The 22,959-nt window shown below is 68.3% G+C and carries 12 protein-coding genes and 1 pseudogene; 3 read left to right on the top strand and 10 right to left on the bottom strand.

Annotated features, from left to right (window positions below; genetic code table 11):
* Window positions 1-17: 17 nt before the first annotated feature.
* From AL755_RS06570 to AL755_RS06525, 10 genes and pseudogenes are all read right to left on the bottom strand, one after another.
* Window positions 18-1,805 (bottom strand): serine/threonine-protein kinase, encoded by a 1,788-nt coding sequence (locus AL755_RS06570; RefSeq protein WP_054010322.1) that lies wholly within the window; start codon window positions 1,803-1,805, stop codon window positions 18-20.
* Window positions 1,802-2,131, bottom strand: a complete 330-nt coding sequence (locus AL755_RS06565) for an FHA domain-containing protein (protein ID WP_160318871.1) — start codon at window positions 2,129-2,131, stop codon at window positions 1,802-1,804. Before AL755_RS06565 ends, AL755_RS06570 begins: the two co-directional genes overlap by 4 nt.
* Window positions 2,086-4,485 (bottom strand): hypothetical protein, encoded by a 2,400-nt coding sequence (locus AL755_RS23450; protein WP_054010320.1) that lies wholly within the window; start codon window positions 4,483-4,485, stop codon window positions 2,086-2,088. The genes AL755_RS06565 and AL755_RS23450 overlap by 46 nt, the downstream gene beginning before the upstream one ends.
* A 69-nt stretch (window positions 4,486-4,554) precedes the next feature.
* On the bottom strand, window positions 4,555-5,463 hold the full coding sequence (locus AL755_RS06555; RefSeq protein ID WP_054010319.1) for a protein phosphatase 2C domain-containing protein: 909 nt from the start codon (window positions 5,461-5,463) through the stop codon (window positions 4,555-4,557).
* The gene (locus AL755_RS06550; RefSeq protein WP_082368972.1) at window positions 5,460-6,896 is read right to left on the bottom strand and encodes an RDD family protein; all 1,437 of its coding nucleotides are present in this window, start codon (window positions 6,894-6,896) and stop codon (window positions 5,460-5,462) included. Before AL755_RS06550 ends, AL755_RS06555 begins: the two co-directional genes overlap by 4 nt.
* On the bottom strand, window positions 6,897-9,296 hold the full coding sequence (locus tag AL755_RS06545; RefSeq protein ID WP_237762614.1) for a transglutaminase family protein: 2,400 nt from the start codon (window positions 9,294-9,296) through the stop codon (window positions 6,897-6,899).
* Window positions 9,293-10,624: a DUF58 domain-containing protein gene (locus AL755_RS06540; RefSeq protein ID WP_054010317.1), complete on the bottom strand. Its 1,332-nt coding sequence runs from the start codon at window positions 10,622-10,624 to the stop codon at window positions 9,293-9,295. Before AL755_RS06540 ends, AL755_RS06545 begins: the two co-directional genes overlap by 4 nt.
* A gap of 22 nt (window positions 10,625-10,646) precedes the next feature.
* A pseudogene (locus AL755_RS06535) lies at window positions 10,647-11,617 on the bottom strand (AAA family ATPase).
* Window positions 11,618-11,734: 117 nt separating this feature from the next.
* Window positions 11,735-17,893 carry an Ig-like domain-containing protein gene (locus tag AL755_RS06530; protein ID WP_054010316.1) on the bottom strand — a complete coding sequence of 2,053 codons (6,159 nt, stop codon included), beginning with the start codon at window positions 17,891-17,893 and terminating at the stop codon, window positions 11,735-11,737.
* A 359-nt stretch (window positions 17,894-18,252) separates the two neighbouring features.
* The gene (locus AL755_RS06525) at window positions 18,253-19,560 is read right to left on the bottom strand and encodes an ROK family protein (RefSeq protein WP_237762613.1); all 1,308 of its coding nucleotides are present in this window, start codon (window positions 19,558-19,560) and stop codon (window positions 18,253-18,255) included.
* Between the two features lie 209 nt (window positions 19,561-19,769).
* Between AL755_RS06525 and AL755_RS06520 the strand changes: the two genes are divergently transcribed.
* From AL755_RS06520 to AL755_RS06510, 3 genes are read left to right on the top strand one after another with little or no spacing between them, the layout of a single operon-like run.
* Window positions 19,770-21,041 carry an ABC transporter substrate-binding protein gene (locus AL755_RS06520; RefSeq protein ID WP_082369525.1) on the top strand — a complete coding sequence of 424 codons (1,272 nt, stop codon included), beginning with the start codon at window positions 19,770-19,772 and terminating at the stop codon, window positions 21,039-21,041.
* A 17-nt stretch (window positions 21,042-21,058) separates the two neighbouring features.
* Window positions 21,059-22,003 (top strand): carbohydrate ABC transporter permease, encoded by a 945-nt coding sequence (locus AL755_RS06515; RefSeq protein ID WP_054010315.1) that lies wholly within the window; start codon window positions 21,059-21,061, stop codon window positions 22,001-22,003.
* Window positions 22,003-22,926 carry a carbohydrate ABC transporter permease gene (locus tag AL755_RS06510; protein WP_107503819.1) on the top strand — a complete coding sequence of 308 codons (924 nt, stop codon included), beginning with the start codon at window positions 22,003-22,005 and terminating at the stop codon, window positions 22,924-22,926. Before AL755_RS06515 ends, AL755_RS06510 begins: the two co-directional genes overlap by 1 nt.
* Window positions 22,927-22,959 lie beyond the last annotated feature (33 nt).

Here is a 22,959-nt window from a genome sequence, read left to right as displayed (position 1 = left end):
GCGTGCCGCACTTCGCCCTAGGGGAAGCACTTCTTGGTCTCGGCGGAGGTGGTGCCGTCCTTGCGGACAAGCTTCACCGAGATGCACGACTGGTCGTTCGGGTTGTTGATGACGAACACCGTGGCCGCCTTGACGGGCTTGAAGTCGCCGGCGTCGACGGCGCTGACGGCCGCCCACAGGTACATGTCCCCCGGCTTGGGGTCGGGGTTGACCCAGCTCCACACGGCTCCGCCATTGCCGGCCTTGGCGGCCAGCTTGGTCACGGCCGGCACCTCGGCGCCAACTATCAACGCCGGCGGCGGCGTGGCCACCACGGTGTCCTTGGCCTCGGGCGACGGCGTCCCCCCGTTGCTCGTGGCAAGGACAATGCCAACGACGACGGCGGCCGCCAGCACTGCGCCGGCGCCCAGGCCCAGCCACTTGCGTTTCGTGGACGGCGGGGTGGCCGGACCGCCGTGGGCGGGACTGGCGGGTGCGGAACTGTCGGGGCCCGGGCATCCCGGCAGGGCGGGCGCGTTGGGAGGCGGCGCGACCTGGCTGCGGTGCACCGTGGAGGCCAGGAGTTCATCGGCCGGGTTCGGGAGGCTGCCCGGCTGGGACCCGGCCGGTTGGGGCACGGTCGGTTGCGACACTGTCGGCTGGGACACGGCTTTTGCATCCGATGGCACCGTCACCCCGTTTTGGGTCAGGCCCGAGGTGGACCCGTGGGTGGCACCCGTTACGCCGGGAACGCTGTTGATCCGGGGGCTTTGGGTGAAGGAACCGGTGGCGCCCTGTTTGCCGGCAGCCGTGCGGCCGTCGTCGGGCTCGGTGGTGCGGAAGATGGACGGGAAGGTTCGCCCGGACGGTGTCGCGTCGGGATCGATCGAGACGACGCGGCGGACCCGGGTGGCCTCAAAGGCGGCGTCCGGATCGGGTGCCTCCGCCACGGCGTCGTCCTGGACCTCGAACGGCGTCACGGATAGGTTCAGGTCCGCCTGGATGCGCATGAGTGCGCGGGCCAGGGCCTTCGCGGAGCTGTAGCGGGACGCCGGCGATTTGGACATGCAGGTGGCCAGCACCAGGTCCAGGGCCTCGGGGACGTCGGCGCGGCCCAGTCGCGGCAGCGGCGTTGTGTTGATGCGGGAGATCAGCTCACGCTGCGAGTTCTCTGCTCCCGGGATCACGAACGGCGAATGGCCGGCCAGCAAGGTGTAGAGCGTGGCGCCCAGAGCCCAGATGTCCACCTTGACGCCGTCGGCGGCCCCCGAGGTGAAGGATTCCGGCGGCGACCACGGAATGGACATGCCGGCGTCGTCGTCGGCCACGGCGTCCATGGTGCCGGAGATGCCGAAGTCGGTCAGGGCGGGCCGGTTGTAGTCGGTGACGAGGATGTTGGCGGGCTTGATGTCGCGGTGGGCGATTCCGGCGCGGTGGGCGGTTTCCACGGCGGAGGCCACCTGGATGCCGATCCCCAGGACCTCGTCGACGCTGAACCGGGCGCGCCGGTACCGCACGTCCAGGCTGGGCCGGGAGCAGTACTCCATGGCCAGGTAGGAGTGTCCGGCCGCGGTGACGTTGGCCTCGTAGATCGTCACGATGTACGGGTGGGAGGACAGCTGCGCCATCAGGTTGGCCTCGGACTCAAAGCGACGGCGGGCGCCGTCGGTCTTCAGGTCCGCGACCAGCACCTTGACGGCCACGTTCCGGCGGGGCCTGTCCTGTTCGTACAGGTACACGTCGGAGAACCCCCCGGAACCCAGCACGGAGCGATAGGCGAAGCCGGGAAGATCCGGGGGTGTTGCAGGGGGGCGCCTGCTGCTCACAGAAGTCCTTCAAAAAGCAGCGAGACGCCGTCGCCCAGTTCGGCAACGTCACCGTCCAGCAGCATGGCCTCCTCGCCCTGGCCCAGGCGGCGCGGAGCCTGGCCCGCACGGACCAGGACCGTGCCGTTGGTGGCCTTCAGGTCAACGAGCAGCACGTCCCAGCCATCCAGCCTGACCTCCACGTGCGAGCGGGAGATATCGCCGCTGGCGCTGTGCACCTGCACGAGGCGCGGCATCACGGCACCCAGGACGCGGGACACAGACGGTTGGCGGCCAATGATCAGGGAGTGGTCGAGGTCCACCACCTCGCCCGTGGAAATGTGCATGCGGCCCAGCCGCGGCCGGCCCACCTCCAGGGGCTCGGAGCTGATGGCCGCACCGCAATCGGCGCATTGCGAACGGCTCGGCGGGTTGGCGTGGCCGTTGGGGCACAACCGTGCCAAAACCATGGGACCGGTGGCCGGACGGCCCTCCACGCCGGCCGGCTGCCCGGCATCGGGGTTTGCGATTGCAGGTCCCCTCGCAGGATCGTCTGGCCGTCGTGGTCGGAGTCCGTCCCGGCAGGGGCCTGCCACTGGGGCTGATCCGGGAGCTGCGCATCCTCGAGGCCGGCACTTTCGGGTGTTTCGGCGGCTGCGGTCTCCCCGTCGGGGGTTTCGCCCGTGTGCCACGGCACGGACTCGATCAGGACGCCTGCCGGCGGTTCCCACGCCGGCTCCGCCTCGGCGTCCGCGAGCGGCACCGGGTTGGCTGGCTCGGCCGGCTCGTCGATGAAGACCGGCGCGTCGGGGGTATCGGTGTTCGACGGGTAGCCGGGGCTATCCGCAGCGTCCGTGTCCTGATCCGCGTCGCCGCGATAGCCCGCTGCGGGGGGCCTGGCCGGCAGCGGCGGCACGTGGACGGGGAGCGGCGCCGGGCCATCGCCGCCGGACTCATGGCCTTCCTCGTCAAAGCGGACGGCCGCACCTTCCACGCTGCGCATCTCGGTGGCACCAAAGAGGTGGTCGTAGCTGCCGGTCAGCTCGGCGTCCTCATCGGTTTCGGTGTCCTCGGCTTCGGTGTCGTCAGTGTCGGTGCCGTCAGTGGCGGCGTCGTCAATGGCCGCGACATGGGTTAGTGCGTCGTGGGTTTCCGCCTCGTCGAGGGGTGCGTTCTCCTCCGTGGTTGCGGGCTCTTCTGCGGCGTCAGCAACGGTTCCGTAGTCCCCCGGCTCCGCGTCATCGAGGCCCTCGTGGGCGAAGATGGTCCGGCCCAGGTCAGGGTCGCCAAGGTACGCATCGGGGAGCATGGTGGCCGGATCGGCCAGCTGCGCGCTCCATTCGGCGTCGGCGGCCCGGGCAAAGCCCTCGTAGTCGTCTTCCTCAAGGGCGCCGTCGTCGAGCGAACCGTTTTCCGGAGTGCCGTCGTCGAGCGTGACCTCTTCCAGTGGGCCGTATTCCGGGATGCCGCCGTCCCCAGAACCGTCGACGACGGCGTCCTGCGGGGAATCGTCTCGACCGGCAAGGCCATCGGTGCCGCCGTCTTCCGGGAAACCGGATCCGTGAAGACCGGCTTCGTGGAGACTATCGACGTCGGGGCTTTCGGCCAATTCATGGGCATCGGCCGCTTCGTAGTCCGCGCCGTCCGCCGGGAGGATAACCGTCTCCGCGTCGACCTCCGGGCCTGTGCCGTCGTCGTCGTTGATTTCGCCGGTTTCCACTAAACCAGCGTCCGCAATATCCGGGCTCTCAAAGGCTTGGCTCTCAAAGGCAGTGTCCGCCGACTCCGCCGCCTCGATCCCGGAGTCGTCTTCTCCGGTGTCCACACGGGGAAAAGCGGTTTCGACGTCAAAAGGTGCGTCGGCGTCGTAACCGGTGTCGAAGGCTGCAACGGAATCCGGCTCGGCGTCGCCCGTTTGGACGTTGCCGGCCTGGCTGCCGTCATCCTCGGCGTCATCAGGATGGTTGCCGTCCGATGCCGCATGGCCGTTGTTGCGCCCCGAGGGCCACAATCCGCGCACCCAGCGCGGTGCCCCGATCAGCGGCGCCGAAGAGTGCTGCTCGGAACTGTGCGGCTCGGGACTGTGCGGTGCCGAACTATCGCTTGCGTCCTCGTCCGGTGCCGCGCCAAGCGCCTCCACGATGGCCGGCGCCGGCGTTTCGGCGGGAGCCGCCGCGTGTTCGTCGGCCACGACGGCGGGCACGGTGTCCTGTTCCACCGAAGCCGCCGGCGTCGAATCGCTTTGGCGCAGCTGTGACAGCCGCACCACGGCCTCACCCAAGGGCAATACCGCTCCCTCGAGGACGCCCGAGCCGGCGGCGGGGCCGGCGTCGGCGGGACCGTCAAGGGTGAGCAGCAGGGTTTCGGGCAACGGCAGGGACCGCTCGCTCCAGGTGGTGACGTCGCGCCCGGACACCACTTCGCCCTGGCCGCCGCTGGTCACGGCAAGGGTCATGCCGCCGCGCAGGATCGCATGCAGCCGGTCGGCCTTCACGAGGATGGCGAACTGCGGCATGCCCGTCAGTTCCGTGCCGAACTTGCCGGTGACGGCGTTGAGCACGCCGTGGATGGAGGGGGGCTGCGCCAGGTAGTCCCACAACTCGGCCACCGTGGCCGGGTCCGTTGTCTCCTCCACCACGATGACGGCGCCGGATCGCACAATGGCGAGCCAGGATCCGGGGCGGTAGGCGGTGCTAACCATGGTTCTCCTCATGCGGGAATGATGCGGGGCCGTCGGCCTCCGTGTTTGCGGCAACAGTCGTGGCCGTGTCTACAGCCGGATTTGTGGCTGCGCCAGTCTCGGTTTCGGGCACGCGCGGCAGCGTGACCTCGTCCACGGGGGCTTCCCGGGGGTGGTCTGTGTTTCGGCATTGGCGGCGGCGTGCACATTGCCGGCATCCACCACCACCACCGTGATGTTGTCCCGGCCGCCGGAGCGCAGGGCCGATTGGATCAGCGAGTCCACGGCGTCCTGCGGCTCGGTGAGGGTGCTCATGGCATGGTGGATTTGTTCGTCGGCCAGCTCTGCCGTGAGCCCGTCGGAGCAGACAAGGATCCGGTCGCCGTCCTCCACGGGAACAAGCCAGAAGTCCGCCTCGGAGTCCGAACCCGTGCCCAGGGCGCGCGTCACCACGTGGCGTCGCGGGTGGACGAGTGCCTCGGCCGGGGTGATGTAGCCGCCGTCGACCAGTTCCTGGACTTCGGAGTGGTCCACCGTGACCTGGCCGAACGCGCCCTGGCTGAGCCGGTAGGTCCGCGAATCGCCCACGTTGAACACCAGCCAGTACGGCACGCCGCGTTCCTCCACGAGCACCACGCCCGTCACGGTGGTTCCGGCGCGGGCATTGGCCACCTCGCGGATCCGCTGGTCCGCCTGGCGCAGGGCCAGCTGGAGGTCGGCGGCCGTGGCGTTGCGGGAGCCGGAGGCGAGGATGGCCTGCCGGCTCAACACGCTGATGCACTCCCGGCTGGCCACCTCGCCGGCCTCGTGTCCGCCCATGCCGTCGGCCACGGCAAAGATGGGGTCGGAGGCCAGGAACGAGTCCTCGTTCAGTTCACGGCGCAGGCCGCGGTCGGTACCGAAGCCGAAGCTCAGCCGGATCCCGCCCGCCGGGTTCGACGCCGTGTCCCCGCCGTCGTGGGCTGCTTGCGTGCCGTCGGCCGCGGCTGCGGAACTCATGCGCCGCCCACCAGGAACGAGCGGTCGCCAAAGTGGACCCGCGAGCCCGGGGCTGCGAGCGCCGCGGTGCCGCCCGCCAGTGGCATTCTCCGTCCGGCGGCGTCGGTGATGGCGCTGCCGTTGGTGGAATTCCTGTCCGTCACCCACAATCCCTCGGCGGAGGCCCGCACATGCAGGTGGGTCTTGGAGACGGATCTGCCGGAATCCTGGACAGAGACGAGTCGAGCAATCATCTCCCCATCGTATCCGGCCGGGTTGCGGCCAACGAGGGCCACTGTGTCGATGTCTTCCGTGCGGCCGTCGTCAAAGACAATCCGGAGGCCCGCAGCGGCCGCGACGGGCCGGACCCGCGTTGGCCCAAAATCGTCGTCCGCAAAGGGTTGCGGCGCAATAGCCTCGGCAACGGGAGGGGCGAAGGACGAAACCAGCGGCGCGGCATTTTCCGACGACTCCCCTTGCGGCATCCCAGCAGGTGGTACGGCCGCGGCCCGCGCAAACGGCACTGCGGTGATGATGCCGGCCGGAGCGGAACTCGAATCCGGAGCGGGAACCGCAAGCGGAGCAGGAGCGGCCGGAAGCGGTGAGCCGACGGGCGAGATGGCCGGCATGGGAGCCGGTACATAGGATTCCCGGCCGGCAATGCCGCCGGTCTCCAGCGGGTTGCGGCCGGCGCCGACGTTGAACACGAGGGTGTGCGCCACTTTGTCGTGCCAGCCTTGGCGCTTGCCATGGGGATCCCAGGCATTGGAAACGGTGACCACGAGGGGGCCCACGACGGGCACCACGGAGCCCAGCCCAATCATCAGTTTGCGCAGGAACACGGCCAGCAACCCTGCCGGGTGCCCGTCCATGCCCGTGGTCCGCAGCCCGAGCAGGGCATTTCCGGGAGTCTTGCCGGCCCTGGCCTCCCACAACCACAGCCAGATCCAGTAACCGAGGGACGCGAGGGAGGCGATCGAGGTCAGGATTGCCAGCCAGCTGAAGTCGATGGTCCGGTAGCCGGCGTCGTCCCTGACGCTCATCAGGGACAGGCCGCCAACCATGGCCGCGGCAAGCACCACTGCCGGGATGACGCCGTCCAGCAATTGCGCGGCAAGCCTGCGCCCGGCGCCTCCCGGCACGAGTGCCGCGGCGGCCGCCAGCCGGGGGTCAACGCCCACGGTGCGTGGTTCCACGAGGGGGGCCGGCAGTTGGGTGCCCACGGCGATGATGCCGGGCACCGCCGTGACGGAGCCGACGGCGTTCCCCCGCCCGTCCAGCGGCGCTCCGGCAGACGGCGCTCCGCCTACAGGGACTCCACTCAAGGGAACCGTGGCGGGGGCGGGCGCGGCGGCACGATTGGCCACTGCAGCCCCGCACAGCACGCAAAAGGCCGCGCCGGGTGCCAGTTCCACCCCGCAGTTCCGGCACGGATCCCCCGTGTGTCGTGCCATCTACCGTGCCCTCTTCCTCAACGTGTCCAAAAACTTTCCCTTCCGGGCTGCCCCGGTGGTGGGGCGTCCCGCTCCGGTCCGGAGGTCCTGCAGGAGCGACCGCGGCGAGAACCGTGCCCGCTGCCGCTTCCAGAACCCTACCGAGCCTCTCATGCCGTCGACGGACTTTTCCACGTGCCGCCAATATGTTGCAACGTCGTCCTCGCTGGGCTGGCCGGGACCAAAGATGGCGGCGTCGGCGCGTTCGGCGAGCACCGCCGTCGTTCCGTGGCTGGCGGGGAACGCGCCGGCGAGGGCTGCGGCCGACTCCCGGCGGGTGCCGTTGGCGTCCAGACCGGCACCGAGGTCCGTGGCCACGCTCATCACCTCGGACCAGCCGCCGCCCACGCGGTCGGTGGGCAGTCCGGAGGTGAGGCGGCGCTTTCGGCGCCGGGACTTCAGCGCCACGATCAGCCCCAGCGGGATCGCAATGACCAGGACCGGAATGGCCGCGACGCCCACCACGGTCAAAATGGCGGCGAGCACGCTAGCGGCGTGGTCCTTCTTCCCGTCGGTGTCCAGGGCATCGGGGGCGCTGTCGGCGGGAAGGTCGGCGGGCTCCTGCGGCGGGGGCGGGGGCTGGAGCACCTGCGGCTTGGGCTTGGACGCGTTTTGCGGCTCCGGCGGGTTGGGAATGTGATCCTTGTCGGGGGTGGGGTTGAACGGCACCCAGCCGGCACCGGCAAAGTTCACCTCCACCCAGGCGTGGACGTCCGAGCCCTTGATCTTCGCCTCACGCGCCCCGTTGGCGGGGTCCTTCTCGTCGAGGTAAAAGCCCATGACCACGCGGGCCGGGATGCCCAGCGACCGGGCCATCAGGGTCATGGCGGCGGCGTATTGTTCGTCGTCGCCCACCATCTGCTTGCCGGTGAGAAGCTTGGTGATCCGGGCTGCGCTGTGCCCCGAAGTGCTGGGGGTTTGGCCGTCGAGGCCGTTGCTGAACTTGCCCTCGCGCTGCAAGGCCCCTTCCAGCGCCTGGACCTTCTTCAACGGGGTGTCCGCCTCGCCCACCATGTCGTTGGCCTTGGCGATGACGATCTGCGGGACGTTTTCGAGCTTGGGCAGCTGGACCTGGCCAAAGTTGGAACCGGCCAGCGTGTTAACGTCCACGGCGGGGACGTCGACATCCATGGTGTAGTCGTCGCCCTTGTTCACGCCGGCCAAATCAAGGGCGGTGCCGGAATCCTTGTTCAGGTACAGGGTCGGGGCGGGGCCGGCCGCGCTGTGGTAGCTGAGGCTGTGGGCCACGGCGACGCTGGGAATCCAGTCCCCCGTGTACCCCCCAATAACGACGCCGACTCCGGTGCCGCCGCCTGCCTGGTTCAGTGCCTTGGGGTCGCCGATCGGGGCAAAGGAGGCGGAGCTGTTGGGGTCGACGTTGAAGACGACGCCGTCATAGTTGTCCAGGGCGGCGAGGCGGACCCGGCCGTTCTTGGGCAAGCCGTCCACCGTGAACAGGACGGTGTCCTTTTCATTCTTGACGTAGTCGCGGAAGCTGGCCAGCGGTGACGGCAGCTGGTGCAGGTCCGGCGGGGGGACCACGGAATCGCGGAGCACGTTGCGGGTGGCGCTGGTGGTCAGGGCCGGGGCGGCGGCGAAGGTCAGCGCACCGGCCACGGCGATCACGCCGGCGGCCAGGCCCAGGCGGCGCAGCAGGGCGGTCTTTGCGGCCGAGCGATCCTGCACGGGCTGCTGGGCCGAGACGGCGCCGGCCGATTCGCGGCGGCTGCGTTCGTGCCGCCAGGCCAGCCAGGCGACGGCGATCGCGGCCAGGAGCGTTCCGCGCAGCGCGGGCAGCTGGGCCTGGCCCGTGCCAAAGAGGATGGCCGTGATGAACAGGGCCAGCACGGGCAGCATCGACCAGCCGGCGCGGCGCACGCGCCAGGCCAGGCTGCCGGCCACCACGGCGGCGACGAAGGCGGAAAGGTACGGGACCACCATGACCTCGACGCCGGTGCCCACGGGCGGGGCAAGCGTCAACAGCTGCTTCCAGGACAGCATGATCCCCAACAGCAGTCCGCGCAGGGAGGCCGCCGTGGGCAGGAAGCCCAGCAGCGCCTCGTCACGGGCCGCGAGGGCACTGCCAAACAGCAGGTAGGCGACGAACGCGATGCCCGCCACCGTCAGCGAACCAAGGCGCCAGCGCGCACCGGCGGCGGCAACGCCCAGGCCCAAGATTGTGGCGCCCAAACCTGCCAGCAGGTAGCGGGGGTCCTGGCCAAAAGTGGGCCCAAAACCAAGGACGCCCACGGCCAGCAGCAGGAACAGTGCACCCGCATCGAGGCCGGGTTGCCACCACGGGCGGGAGCCCGGGAAGGTGTTCGGCCCGGCGTTCATCCGGGCGCTCATGCGGGTACTCATGCGATGGCCTTGCGCAGCAGCACGGGCAGGTCGGCAAGGTCGCCGAGGGTCAGGACGGTGAGGTCGGCAATGCCGGCCCGGGCCGGCTCCGCGCCGGCATGGCAGCGGATGGCGAAGGCCCGCACGCCCGGCGGCACCGCGGCGGCCGCGCTGCGCAGCTGTGCCGGGGTGACCTTGGAGCCCACCACGAGGAACACCACGGAGGCGTTGGGCACCGAGTCGGACAGCGAACGGGCCAGGTCGACGGCCGTGCCGCGCCGGGCGTGGCCGGCCAGCCGCGTCATGTCGTCGAGCAGGTTCTTGCCGGTTTCGCAGCGGATGGGGCCGCGCTGGGTGACGACGCTGAGCTCACGGTATTCCTTGATGGCGGCCCGTCCCAGGGATGCGGCGGCGGAGATCGCCAGTTCAAGATCGTCGTCGTGGACGTATTCCTCGGTGTTGACGGACAAGGCCACGGCCAGGTGGGCGCGGCGGGTCTCCTCAAATTGGCGCACCATCAGCTTGCCGGTGCGGGCGGTGGTTTTCCAGTGGATGTGGCGGCGGTCATCGCCCGGCACGTAGTCCCGCAGAGCATGGAAGGAGACGTCGGCGCTGGAAAGTTCGGTGGTGGGAAGCCCCTCAAGGTCCTTCAGGAAGCCGGCGGCGGGACCGTCCAGCGCCGTCGTCCGCGGGTGGACGTACAGCAGGGTGGGGTCGGTCCATACCAGTTGGCGGCGCAGCAGGCGCAAGGGGTCGGCCCGCACCGAACGGACCGGGCCCACGGTGATGACGGCGCGGCGGGCGGTGGGAATCGTGAAGAGGTCCTCGTGGACGTCGGCCGGTTTCATCCGGGGCAGGTGGAAGAGTGCCGTGGCCTGGCCCACCGGCAGTTCCAGCGCTGCAGGCAGGATGGCGCGCGGGGACGCATTTGCCACGGAGATGCTGCCCACGGCGTTGTCCCCCACCGCCACCCGGGTCCGGGCCAGGTCGAGCGTGACGGCGTACCGGGTGGTGCCCAGGATGAACGCGACAGCCAGGACAAGGAGCAGCGTGGCCATCAGCGCGGCCACCTTGGCCTCCTGCCACCCGTAGGCCGCCCCCACGATCCAGAGCAGCACCGCAGCACCCAGCACCGTGGCGCCCAGTGCGCTGAACGTACCCACCACGGGCAGGGCGAGGCGCCCAAGCCGGCCGCGGACCGCGGCCCAGACGGGTGCTGCGTAGAGCCCCGCCACCTTGTCAACCTCGGCCCACAGCGAGGTGGGGTGCAGACGGGTGGGGGTTCCGTCGCGATGGAACGGGCGCGCCAGGGCGGCCCGGGCCTTCCCCATGCCGGATGTGATGGTCATGCTCTCCCTCAAGATGCCCCGCTCAGGCCGTAGCGCGCTGCTGCGGCGCGGCCACCTCGGCCAGGACCCGGCCGAGCACCATCTCGGGGTGGCGCCGGCAAATTCGGCCTCCGGGTCCATGACGAAACGGTGCGTCCACACGTAGGGGGCCAGCTCCTTCACGTCGTCGGGCAGGACGTAGTTGCGGCCCTTGGCGGCGGCCCACACCTTGGCCATGCGGACCATGGCGATGGCGCCGCGCACCGAGACGCCAAGGCGGGTCTCGGGCGCATTGCGGGTTTCCTCGCACAGGCGCGAAATGTATTCAAGCACCGAGCCGTCGGTGTGCGTGGTCGCGGCAAGGTCCGCCATTTCCGCCACGGCCGACGGCGTGATGATGGCTTGCAGGGAGGAGGTGCGGTCCCGCTGGCCGGCGCCGGAGAGCAGCTGCACCGTGGACGCGTGGTCCGGGTAGCCGATCGAGGTCTTGATCAGGAAGCGGTCCAGCTGGGCCTCGGGCAGCCGGTAGGTGCCGGCCTGCTCAATGGGGTTCTGCGTGGCCAGGACCATGAACGGCCGGCCCGTCTCGTAGCTGGTGCCGTCCACCGTGACGCGGGATTCCTCCATGACCTCCAAAAGCGCCGACTGCGTCTTCGGGGAGGCCCTGTTGATCTCATCGGCCAGCACGATCGTGGCGAAGATGGGTCCCTTGTGGAATTCGAAGACCTGCGTTTTTTGGTCATAGATGGTGACACCCGTGACGTCGGAGGGCAGCAAATCAGGGGTGAACTGGATCCGCGAATGGGAGCCCTTGACCGTGGCCGACAGCGCCCTCGCCAGCATGGTCTTGCCCGTGCCGGGGGCGTCCTCGAACAGGACGTGGCCCTCGGCCAGCATGGCGGACAGCGTCAGGCTGACCACGTGCGTCTTGCCCAGCACAGCCTGGCCCACATTGGCCACCAGCTTCTCGAAGGTTCCGGCGAACCAGGTGGCCTGTTCCGGAGTCATGGACATGGAGGTGGCTCCTCTTTCATTGGTGCTCATGTTGGTCTTGTGTTGCGTTCGGCCTGCCCGGGCAATGGCAGGCCTGGTTTGTTCACCTTTTGGCGTTGCCCGTGAGGCGGTACGTCCCTACCAGCCATGCGGCTGCGGACATTCGGGGATCGGCTGGCTGCGCTGGCCGGCACTGAAGGAGTCGTACCGGGCAAACAATCCGTTATTTCCGGCATTGGGACCGCTTTGCTGGCGGTACCATTTTCCCGGTGTCGAGCCGCTGCGGTTGACGTAACAGTTGGTTTGGATGGTGTCGCCCGGGTCCAGCCAGTAACTGGAGCTGCTGCACGTGTTGTTAACCCAGTGGGTGCTGCCCAGCGCATCCATGCACGTTCGGTTGCCCACATTGTGGGTCATGGACCATTCCGTGACGGGCGGCGGGGGCGCCGAGCCGGCGCGGGACGTGACGGCCGGCGAACCGGCACCGCAACCGCCCGCGTTGCAGGCCCGCACGCTCAGCGTGGCCGCGTCCCCGTAGCCGGAGGTGCCATGGGAGTAGCTGCGCGCCTTGTCCACGGAAGACCATCCGCCGCCATTGAGGCTGACGTCGTAGCGGGTCACCGCGCTGCCGTTGGCGTTGGCCGCACCCCAGCTCCAGCTCACGGTTTTTTGCTGTGCCGGCGCCGTGGAGCCGTCCACGGAAGGTTGCAGCGGAACGCCGTACGGCGTTACCTGCGCCGAGGCCGCCGAAGCGTCGCCGCGCTGGGCCGCGCCGCTGTTGGGTGCCGCATAGACATTCGCATAGACGGCCGCGCCGTTGGGCGTGGACAGTACGGCTCCGGACGCCACCCCGCAGGTCTCGCCGGTCGTGGAGAGCCGCACGCAATAGCTGACCTCGCTGCCTGCGTAGCCGTTGAGCTGGTTGCCGGACAGCGCCGCATAGGTGACCCTGACCTGGCCGCCGGAGCCGCCGGTCCCCACCAGGGCCAGGGACGGTGGCTGCATTTGGGCGATCTTGCCCAGGGCACGCTGCGGCGCGGACTTGGCGCCGTACGCCGTGGTGCCGGCCTTGTTGGCGGCCTTGACCCGGTATTGGTAGCCCTCGGTGGAGGTGTTGACCGAGAAAGTGGCCTCCGGCGAGGTGACCTTCTGCGTCACGGCCGCCTGCCCGCCGCCCGAGCGTTCCACCTCGTACGAGGTGATGGGGGCGCCGTTGAGGAACGGTTCGGGCCAGGACACGCTGACCTGGCTGTTGGAGCCCACGGCCGGCTGTGTCGCCACGGTGGGCGCCACGGGCACGTCGGGCAGTCCCGCCGGGACCACCGATTCCGAGTACGGGCTCCATTCGGAGGGCTTGGGCGCACGGTTGATGGCCTGGACCCGGAACTGGTACTCGGTGCCGTTCTCCAGCCCCGTCCACGGCAGCGAATTGCCGGTCACCGCGGTCTTTTGACCGTTCTGGCCGGCCGGGACGGGGGAAATTTGCACGTTGAACTTGGTGACCGGCGAGAACTCGCCCACCGGCGTCACCCAGTGCACGTCCACCTGTCCGTCGCCAAACGTGGTGGTCGGGGCCGCGGGAGTGTCCGGAATCGTGTCCGGCGTGGCACTGGCCGAAGCCGGCGACGCCGGGGAGGTGCCGACGTCGTTCGTGGCCGTGACGGTGAACTTGTACGGCCGGGCGTTCTTCAGGCCCGTGATGGTGCAGGTGTTGGTGGCGCAGTCCTGGCTGCCGCCGCTCCAGGCCACCGTGTATTTGGTGATGGCCTCGCCGTTGTCCGCCGGCGGATCCCAGGTCAGCAGCACCGCCTTGTCCTTTTCCTCCAGCACCACGGGCTTGACGGGCGCGTCCGGGCGGCCCTTGACGGTGATGCGGATTCGCCCGTTGGCGTACCTGTCCGGGTCGGCGGTCTTGTCCGCGACGATGTAGCGGACCACCACCGTGCCCTTGTAGCTGTCGGAGGTGTTCACGGACACGGAATCGCCGGTATTGGTGACGGTGATGCCGGCACTGCCGGTCTCGACGGACGTCCCCACCACCTTCAACGGGGTATCCGGGAACGGGTTTACATCGTTCTTCAGGACCTGGACCACCTCCGGGCGGCCGGCATGGGCGTTGGGGACCACGTCGTCGTTGGCGACGGCCAGCGGCCGGGACGACGACGTCGCCCGCAGCAGGATGTCCGCGCCAACGGGGGCGTTGCTGCCATCGCTGACCTGCACGTGCGCGGTGCCCGTGACGCCAACCCGGGTGCCGTCGGCCTGCGAGACGGTCAGGACGCTGCCCTTCAGGGACACCTTGAACCCCGCGGGGGCGGCCCCGGCCAGCGAGAATGCGAACTTGTCCTTGTCCCCCGGGTCGACGTCAAAGGCCAGCGGGCCGACGTCGAGGGTTGCGGTCTCCTGCTGCGGCACCTCAAGCGTCGAACCGGTAAAGGTGGGCGGCGTGTTCTTCTTCTCGGACTTCTTGGGATCCTTCTTCGCCGACGGGGCCGGATCCACCAGGGTCATGACCGTCAGCGTCGCCTTCAGCCCGTTGGGATCGTCCGGGCCGGTGCCGTCGGTGACCTCGAAGGTGATGGATCCGGGGCCGTAGAACGACGGGCTCGCGGCATAGTTGATGCCCGCACCGTCGCCGACGATCGCGTTGGTGTTCGCGGCGCCCAGCAGCGAAATCTTGGACGCCTCGGTCAGGCGCGGCTTGCGGCCCTCACGGACCTTGACGTAGTCGGCAAGTTTCAAGACGGCGCTCTGGCCGGCCGTCACCCGGATGACGTCGGTCTTGCCCAGCACGGGGTACTGCTTGGCCAGGCCCGGCACCCAGATCACGGCCGTGGCCTTGAGTCCGTCCTGGTCGGTGATCGTGTACGGGATCATCTGATCGGCCGGTCCCAGCACCACGCGGACGGCGCCTTCGGAGGTGACGGTGGCTTGTGCCGGGGGCTTGCCGGGCACGGACGTCAGGGAGACCTTCAGCGCCTCCGTCACTCCGTCGGGATCGGAGTCGTTTTCCAACACGGGTACGTCCACCGTGTTCCGGCCCAGCATCGCCTTGACGGTGACCCTGTCGTCGCGGGCAATGGGTGCCTTCAGCGGGGCGTCGGGCGTGACGGTCATGCGGATGTTGCCGGTGGCTTTTGCGCCAAATTTGTCGGCCACGGTGTACATCATGGTTGCGGTGCCGGGTTCGCGCGGGCTTGTCACCACCACGAGGCCCTTGGCGTTGACGGTGGGCGCCATTTCCTGCGGTCCCTTGAAGCCGTTCTTGACCACGCCGAGCCGGCCGCCGTCGGGATCGGAGTCATTGAGCGCCACATCGAGGGCCACCTTGCGCCCGGGGCGGATCGTGATGAAGTCGTCCTCCGTGACGGGCGGGTGGTTGATGTCCAGGGGCGGGGCCACGCCCACCTCGACGCGGCCCGTGGCCTCGGCGCCGAGCCTGTCCCGCACCCGGTAGGTGAAGGAGTCGGTGCCCGTGGAGCTGCCGCCGGCCGTGTAGAAGATGTAGCCGTTGCCGGTCTCTGCCGTGCCAAGGGTGGGCGCCTTGTCGATCCCCACGAGTTCCACGGAATCGCCCTCGGGGTCGATCCCGTTCAGCGGCACCGGAATCTTGACCTGGTCGCCGGCGATGACCCGGCCGGTCAGGCTCTTCGGTGCGGGCGGCAGGTTGTGTTCGGGGTCGGCCGCGACGATGGTGACGGTGACCTGCGCGGAGGCAAACTGGCCCGAACTGTTGGCCACCTTGTAGACGCCCTCGACGGTCTTGGGCGTGGTCCCGGCGATGAAGCGCAGCTGGTTCTGGTCGGTGAACAACTTCCCGAACGCCGGGTTTCCGGCCTCCGCCACGACGGGTGACTTAAGCACCTCACCGTTGGGGTCGACGTCGTTCTCCAGCACGGGGATGCTGACGATGTCGCCCACCCGCACCGTGGCGGTGTCGGGCTCCACCCGCGGGGGCAGCAGCTTGTCCGCTGCGGGGATGCGGATGACGGCGATCTCCCCCACCGCACTGCCCGTGCCGTTGGAGATGGTGTACTTCACGCTGAGGGTGCCGCTGAGGCCGCGGACATCGCTGAGCTTGATGATGTCCCGGTCGATGATGGTGGCCGAGACGGGCGCACCGTCCGGGACATCCACCGACTGGACCACCAGCACGCCGCCGGCGGGGTCGGTGTCATTGCCCAGCACGTCCACCAGGACCGAGCCGCCCGACGGCAGCATGGCCAAGTCCTTCACGGCCACGGGCAGGCCGGCGTTGCTGGCACTCACGACGTCGACCCGGATCAGTCCGGTGGCGCTCATGGGCCCGTTGGTGACCTGGTAGTCGAGATAATATTGGCCGGCCGACGGCGCCGTGAATGTGACGGTGCCGTTGTCGGCGATCTTGGACACCGTGGCATTGGAGGGTTTTGAGACGCTGGCCAGGCGCAGGGTGCCGCCGGCCGGGTCCAGATCGTTCTTGAGCGGGGCCAGCACGATGGGCTGGCCGGCCACGGCGCGGAAGAAGTCGGCGTTGGCCACGGGCGGGACGGTGCCGCCGGGCAGCACCCGGACCTTGACCTTGCGTTCGGTGATGGCCTGGCCGTCGGAGACGGAGATAGTCATGGTTTTCTGGCCGGTTTTTTCACCGTCGTCGGTGTATTTCAGCACGCCGTCGGGGCTGGTCTTGATGCTCGCGGAGCCGTCGTCGGAGACGGCGCCGGTCAGGAAGATGTCGTCCCCGTCGGGGTCGATCCAGTCCGAGAGCACGTTCAGGCTGGCGGTTTGGCCCTGCTCCACCACGAGGGTCGAGTCCCGCATGCTGCGCGGGGCGGAGTTTTCCCCCGGAGGCACCACACGCACGGTGACGTCGGCGCGGTCCCTGCCGCCGCGGCCGTCGTTGGCCAGGTAGCCGAACGTGCCGGATCCGCGCTTGCCGTCGGGGACGGAAATTTGCAGGCCTGTGCCGCCATAGATGGACTGCACCGCGCCCACGGACGGATTGACGGCCGGCGCCTCGACGGTCAGGACGTCGCCGTCGGGATCGGAGTCGTTGAAGAGTACCGGCAGGATGGTGGTCTTGCCGGCCCTGACGCCGAATTCATCCGGTGTGGCGATGGGCGGGCGGTTGGGTTTGGTCCTGTCCGGCAGGGTGTTGACAACGGTGGGGTCGGCGGAGTCCTTGTCGGCGTTGTCGGCCTTTTTCAAATCCGCCTTGAGGTCATCCCAGTTATTGACGAGCATCAGGTTTTGATTGACGAGCCACACATTGCCGCTGTTCACGTCGTTGAGCACGACGACGTCGCGGTTCTTGCGGAATACGAACGCGGACTGGCCGCCGGCCTTGGGAATGTCCGTCAGCTGCCCTGCTCCGTCGCAGGAACGGACGTATTTGTTGGCCCCGGACCAGGCGGCGTGGACGCAGGCGCCCTGCACCACAGGGGCCACGGCCTTGCCCGTGGTGCCGAGCTTGAGGAGCTTGCCGGCCGATCCGTCGAGCGGCTGGGTCAGCAGTCCGGTGGCGGTTTCCAACGCCACGAAGCTTGCGTCGGCCGACGGTTGCTGGAGCAGGGCGCCGTCGGCGTCGGGCACCGGGACCTCCTTCTCCCCCGGCAGGAAGAGCTTTCCGGCCTCGGCGGAGAACGCTACGGGCTTGCCGCCGGCGACGGTGAGCTGAACGTCCTTCAAGCCGGCCAGCCCGTTGACCTTGGCCCGGTCCTGCGAGGCGATCTTGCCGGCGTCGTTCAATACGGTGCTGATCAGCTCACCGGTCCCGGCATCGAGCGTGTAGATGGTGTCGTCGGGGGCCGTGACGGAGACGGCGTTTTCCAGGCCCTTGAGGATCGGGGCGCTCGTCTTGTCGCTGAAGCCGGGGACGTCGGCGTTGGACATGGCCCACACCTTGCCCTGCCCGGCGTCGGTGAGCGCGACGATCCCGGTGCCCTGGGACGTCGCCTTGCCGCCGCCGAGGTTGGTCTCCGAGGACATGGCCATCATGGGGACGTTGACGGGGTTGAGCAGGTTGCCGCCGTCGCCGCCCATGAAGACGTTGTCGGCGTTCTGGATGACGTCAAAAGTGGACGTGGTTGCGGTGAATCCGCCGTCAAGGACCTTCGACTGGTCGTTGAGGTGCCCCACGAGACCGGCGGAACGGTTGGTCACCCACACACTGCCGTCATTGAGGTCGACGTCGGCGGTGGTGAAACCCGGGTAAATGATGGCTCCCGTCACCACTGCGGCCGTCACCACCGCGGCCAGGGACGCCGAAAAGACCTGCTTCCTGCCGGCGGACTTGGTGAATAACGCGTTCAATGCCATGAAAAACCCTTGCTAATCCGACCCCCAGGACCGGCCGTGAACCTGCTGTGTACCGCCGCGCGGTGCCGCTGCGGTGGCGCTGCGGGGCCAGCACTGCAACTGCGCTGCGACTGCGGCGAGGCCCGCGCCCCCATCGTTTAGTCTGTCCGGGTCATCCGGCCGGCGGCAATGGGGACTTCTCCCCCTACGATCTCGGCGGGGTGCGCCCCCATCCTAGCCGATTGATCCACTTGATGGGTTAATTCTTAGAGGCCGTTCGGGGCCCGACGGATTCGGCGGTGCAGCTATTGCGGGCCGGCGTGACCCCGGCCCGCAATAGCTGCACCGCGGATCGTACGCGGGAGCCCCGGCCATGCCGGCTAACTGCGGGGCAGCAGGTCCAGCGCGTTCTTCTCCACGTAATCAAGGGCAAGCCGCACGGCGCCCAGCGTCACGATCGCGTCGCCGAGGGTGGAGACCGCCACCCTGGGCGGGGTGGTCATGAACGCGGCCAACTCCTGGCGCAGGGGTTCCAGGAGCACGGCCGACGACGCCGATACGGCTCCCCCGATCACCACCAGCTCCGGGTCGAGGAAGGTTCCCATGAGCGCGATGACGCGGCCCATCCGGCGGGCAATCCGGTCAAGGACCCGCCGGGCCACGGCATCCCCGGCCTGCGCGGCCGCAAAGACGTCCTCGGCACCGATGGCGTCCGCCGGCAGGGCCGCCAGCAGCGACGGCTTTGCGGGATGCGGTGCTAAATGCGGTGCTGATTCCCGGACGGGCGCCGAAGACGACGCCGCGCCGGGCGCCGCCACGGTAAATTCAGCCGAGGCAAGCCCATCCGCGGCGACCTTCGCGGCGGCAAGTTCCTCCACGGCAAGCTCGCGGGCAAGCGCCGCGATGCCGTCCGGCGTCCCCACGCCCTTGACCAGGCCCAGCAGGCCCACCTCTCCCGAGCGGCCGGAGGCGCCGTGCAGCAGCCGCCCGGATTCCATCAGGCCAAAGCCGATGCGTTCCCCGGCGAGCATGACGGCCAGGTCGTCCACCCCGGTGCCGGCGCCCTGCCAGCGTTCGGCCATGGCGGCCAGGTTGGCGTCATTGCCCAGCAGTACGGGCCAGCCGTAGTGGTCGCGCAGTTTTTCCTGGATGCCAATGTCGAAGTTTTCCCAAAAGGCCTGGCCGTGGGAGATTTCCCCCGAACGGGCCACGGGCGCCGCGATTCCCACGCCGGCCACCAGCACTGCCTCGGGCGCCACGCCGGCAGCTGCGAGCGCCGCCCTCAGCGCCCTGTCGATCGTGGCCAGCCGGCCCTCCACGGATTCGGCGGTGTCGCCGAAGATTTCCGTTGACTTGGCGAGCGTCCGGCCCTTGAGGTCGGCCACGAGCGCCGTGGTCTTGGTGACGCCAAAGTCGATGCCAAGCACCACCCCGGCTCCGGCGTCGAACTCAAACACCCTGGCGGGGCGCCCCTTTTGCACGCCGGATACCGGTCGTTGGGCGGGAAGTTCGCGGACCCAGCCGGCGTGGATCAGGTCGTCACACACGGCGATGACCGTGGCGCGGGCCAGTCCCGTGGCCTCGATGAGGTCGGTGCCGGTGACGGCGGCGGAGCGGCGCATGACGGCCAGCACCGCGCTCATGTTGGTGTGGCGCAGCTGTTGGGGGGTGTTTGCGGTCAGTTCCAAAAGGTCCCCTTGACTAGCGCTCGTGTGATGTCCATAATACTAACAGCGCATAAATTTATAGTCTAAATAAAAGACTAAAATTATCTTCGCAGCCGGCGCATGCAAGGCCGCTGCACCCGGAAGAACAAGGGAGTTTTTTTGATGAAGGCAGTACCATCCACAGCAGCGGTCCGTTCCGCCGTGCCCGCACCCGCCCTGTGGCCGGCGTCGTGAGCGTCCCGGGCCTGAGCCGCCGCAACGTGCTCGCACTGGCCGGGGCGGCGGCTGCCGGACTGGCCCTGCAAGGCTGCTCCCCCGCAAAAGCCGGCGCCGTCACCACCATCCGCCTCCAGCAGGGCAAGCCCGAGGTGGTGGAGTACTTCAACGGCCTGATCAAGGCGTTCGAGGCGAAGAACCCCGACATCCGCGTGGTCCAGGACTTCAACGGCGGCAACTGGGTGCCGGGGCTGATCCGTGACAACCCGGCCGACGTCGTGACCAACGCCTACTCGGTGACCACCGCGGACTTCACGGACAAGGGCATTTTTGCCGACCTTTCCGACCTCCCCGCGGCCGCCAACGCCGATCCCAAGGCCCTTGAGCTGATCAACTCCTTTGGCCGGTACAGGGAGGGTGAGCTCAGCGCCCTGCCGTTCTCGCTGGCCGCGGCCGGCGTCATCTACAACAAGGAGCTGTTTGCCAAGCACGGGGTGGCCGTCCCGACCACGTGGAGCGCATTCGTGGCGGCCTGCAAGACGTTCAAGGCGGCCGGGGTGACCCCCATCTACGGCACGTTCAAGGACTCCTGGACGCTGGGACAGCCTTTTGGCTACGCGGCCGGCAGCAGCGTGAACCTCGCCGACTTCTTTGCCAGGATGCCCAAGACCTCTGCGGACTTGAAGGCCGGCCCCACGGTGTCCTTCAGCAAGGACTTCGGGGACGCGACGGCCAAGACCCTCACCCTGTTCTCCTTCATGCAAAAGGACGCCGGCAGCCGCGGTTACACGGACGGCAACGCGGCATTCGCCAAGGGTGCGGCCGCCATGTACCTGCAGGGGCCGTGGGCGTTGTCCGAGCTGATGACCAGCAACCCCAAAATGCAGTTGGGCACCTTCGCCCTGCCCGGCACGGAAAGCCCGGCGGACACGCAGGCCCAGGTCACGCTGGACATGACCTTCTCCATTGCCCGCTCCACCCCGCGGATGGCGGAGGCCAAGCGGTTCGTCAGCTTCCTCATGGAACCCGCCGTGGTCAACGCCTACAACAGCAAGTTCTCCGCGTTCTCGCCGCTGAAGGATTCCAAAGTGGCGGTGAACCCGCAGATCGCGGGCCTGCAGCCGCTCATCGCCGACGGCCGGTACTACCTCAACGCCACCAACTACTTCCCGCCAGCCATCACGTACAACAACTACTTCCAGACGCTGGCCCTGAACCGTGACGCCGGCGCATTCCTGACCACCCTCGACGACGCCTGGCACCGCGTTGCCGCGCGCAACGCCTAGATCCCAAGGAGTCCGCCATGACTGCACCCGCCGACGTCGAATCCCCGGCCCCCACCCGGCCCGCCGGAACAACGCCAACCCCCGCCGCGCCCGTTCGCAAGCGCCCCAAGGTTGATCCCACCTACTACTGGATGATCATCCCGGTCCTCGTCCTCTTTGCCCTGTTCAGCACCATTCCGGCCCTGATTGGCGGCTTCTTCAGCTTCACCAACTACGCCGGTTACGGTGACTGGAAGCTCATCGGGCTGCGCAACTACCTGAACATCTTCACGGATCCGGAAATCCTGCAGTCCTACCTGTTCACGTTCTTCTTCGCCATCGTGGCAACCCTGGTGGTGAACGTGGTGGCCCTGCTGCTGGCCCTGGGTCTGAACTCGAAGATCAAGTGGAAGACCGGCATCCGCGGCGTGTACTTCATCCCCATGGTGCTGTCCGGGCTGATCATCGCCTACGTCTTCAACTACCTGTTCTCCAACACGCTGCCCACGATTGCCGGCAACCTCGGCATCGCACCCCTGGCCACGAGCATCCTGGCCAACGAACACTGGGCGTGGCTGGCCATCGTCTTCGTCACGGTGTGGCAGGCTGCCCCGGGCGCCACCATCATCTACCTTGCCGGGCTGCAAAGCATCTCCGCCGACGTCTACGAGGCCGCATCCCTGGACGGGGCCGGTGCCTGGCGATCGCTGCGCAGCATTTCGCTGCCGCTGATCGCCGGCTACGTGGTCATCAACATCATCCTCGGCTTCAAGGGCTACCTGGGCACCTACGAGGTCATCGTGGCCTTGACCGGCGGCGGACCCGGCACGGCCACGCAGTCCGTGGCCATGCGCATCTTCTCCGGCTTTGCCGGCGGCGACTACTCCTACCAGATGGCCAACGCCATCATCTTCTTCATCATCACGCTCATCATTTCGCTGCTGCAGCTGCAGATTCTGCGCCGCCGGGAGGTTTCACTCTAATGACCACAGCAATGACCGGCACACGCCCGGAAACCCAGGGCCCCGCACCCCTCGACACGCCCCGCCCCTCCCCCGCGGTGCGCACCCGCCGCGCCAACCGCGAGGGCTACAAGATCAACTGGTGGATGACGGCGTTGATGCTGACGGCGTCGCTGACCATCCTTGTCCCGCTGTACTTCACCATCAGCATGGCCCTGAAATCCCCCGAACAAGCCGTCTCCGGCACCGGATTCGCGTGGCCGGCCAACCCGCAGTGGGGGAACTTCGCCCAGGCGTTCGTGCTGACCAACTACCCTGCGGCATTCCTGTCCACGGCCGTCATCACGGTCATCACGGTCCTGGGATCGCTGGCGGCCAGTTCCATGGTGGCCTACGCGATTGTGCGCAACTGGGAGCGGAGGTTCTTCCGGCTTTCCTACATCTACCTGCTCTCGGCAATGTTCGTGCCGTTCCCGGTGGTGATCCTGCCGCTGATCAAGCAAACCGCCATCCTGGGCCTGGACAACCCGATGGGCGTGGCCCTGATCCACATCGTGGGCGGCATCTCCTTCAACTCGCTGCTGTTCATCGCGTTCCTGCGCTCCATCCCGATCGAACTTGAAGAGGCCGCCCGGCTCGACGGCGCCAGCACGTGGCAGACGTTCCGGAAGGTCATCTTCCCGCTGCTGGCACCCATGAGCGCCACCGTGGGCATCTTCGCCTTCCTGGGTTCGTGGAACGACTTCCTGCTGCCGCAGATGCTCATCGCCGACCCCGCCCTGCAAACCCTGCCCGTGGTACAGCAACTGTTCCAGGGCCAGTTCAACACCAACTACCCGCTCGCCTTTGCCTCCTACCTCATGGCCCTGGCGCCCACGCTGGTGGTCTACCTGTTCGCGCAGCGCTGGATCATGTCCGGCGTGATGCGCGGCGCCGTCAAGTAACCCCACTCTTCAAAACAACCAAGAAACCAGCCT

Origin of the sequence: Arthrobacter sp. ERGS1:01 (genome assembly GCF_001281315.1) — a bacterium.
GTDB lineage: Bacteria > Actinomycetota > Actinomycetes > Actinomycetales > Micrococcaceae > Specibacter.
The sequence above is the reverse complement of the archived record's forward strand: the minus strand, read 5'-3'. Positions and strand labels throughout refer to the sequence as shown.